Here is a 1,066-nt window from a genome sequence, read left to right on the forward strand (position 1 = left end):
GGCGCGCGCTGCTGGACTTCCGGCGCGGCCTGATGGCCGAGCACATCGCCGACAGCCCGCAGTCCGCGCGGGCCGCCTACCGCCGCGCGCACGCCGCCGCCACCGCGCACGACGACTCGCTCCTGCTCTCCTTCACCTGGCGCCATCTGGCCGGACTCGCCCTGCGCGACGGCGAGTTGGCGGAGGCCCGGCACGGCTTCACCGAATCCCTGCGGATCCGCGAGGAACTGGGCTACCTGATCGGCACGGCCCCGGCCCTGGCCGCCCTCGCGGACGCCGCGCCGGAGGAGGACGCGGCCCGCCTCCGCGCCGAGGCCGCCCGCCTCTTCCGCCTCATGGACGGCGTACCGACATGGCTGGCCGACCAGCTGCCGTCGGCGGCGTAAGGGCCGGGACGGTGGCGTAACGGCCGAAGCCTCAGTGGAGGAAGCGGCTCCCCGTGAGGTGGTCGCGGGCTATGCGTTCGGCGAGGGGGGCGTCCCCGGCTATGAGGGCGTCGAGGAGGGCCATGTGGTCCGAGGCGTCGGCCAGCAGGTCGGCGACGCCGACCCTCGTGCCGGCGCACGGCCAGGCCGTGCGGCGCTGCACGTCGTCGGCGACGAGGGTCAGCTGGCGGTTGCCGGTCAGCGCGACGAGCGCACGGTGGAAGGCCCGGTCCGCCTCGGCGTAGCCGACGCAGTCGCCGTGGCCCGCCGCCGTGACGGTCGCGGCGGCCAGCGGGCGCAGCTCCTCCCAGCACTCGGGGGGCAGCGTGCGGGCCAGCCGCAGTACGGCCGGCACCTCCAGCATGGCCCGTACCTCCGCCAGTTCGGCGAGGTCGCGGGGGGTGCGCTCGGCGACCCGGAAGCCGCGGTTGGGGACCACCTCGACCGCGCCCTCGACGGCGAGCTGCTGCATCGCCTCGCGGACCGGCGTCGGCGACACGCCGAAACTGTCGGCGAGCGCGGGCGCCGAGTAGACGGCGCCGGGGGCCAGCTCGCCGGAGAGCAGCGCGTCGCGGAGCGCGGCCAGGACCTGGGCGCGTACGGAGTGCCGCTGCGGCTTGCGTACGGAGGGCGCGGCGGGC

At 76.7% G+C, this 1,066-nt stretch carries 1 protein-coding gene and 1 pseudogene; one reads left to right on the forward strand and one right to left on the reverse strand.

Translation table 11 applies throughout. The features are described from left to right. Positions 1–386: pseudogene (locus ABT381_RS35825) on the forward strand (hypothetical protein); the annotation flags it as partial. Between the two features lie 31 nt (positions 387–417). Here ABT381_RS35825 and ABT381_RS35830 read toward each other — a convergent pair. After that, on the reverse strand, positions 418–1,066 hold a 649-nt coding region (locus ABT381_RS35830), incomplete at its 5' end, for a GntR family transcriptional regulator (RefSeq protein WP_351602313.1).

Source organism: Streptomyces sp. NPDC000151 (assembly GCF_040301705.1).
Taxonomy (GTDB): Bacteria; Actinomycetota; Actinomycetes; order Streptomycetales; family Streptomycetaceae; genus Streptomyces.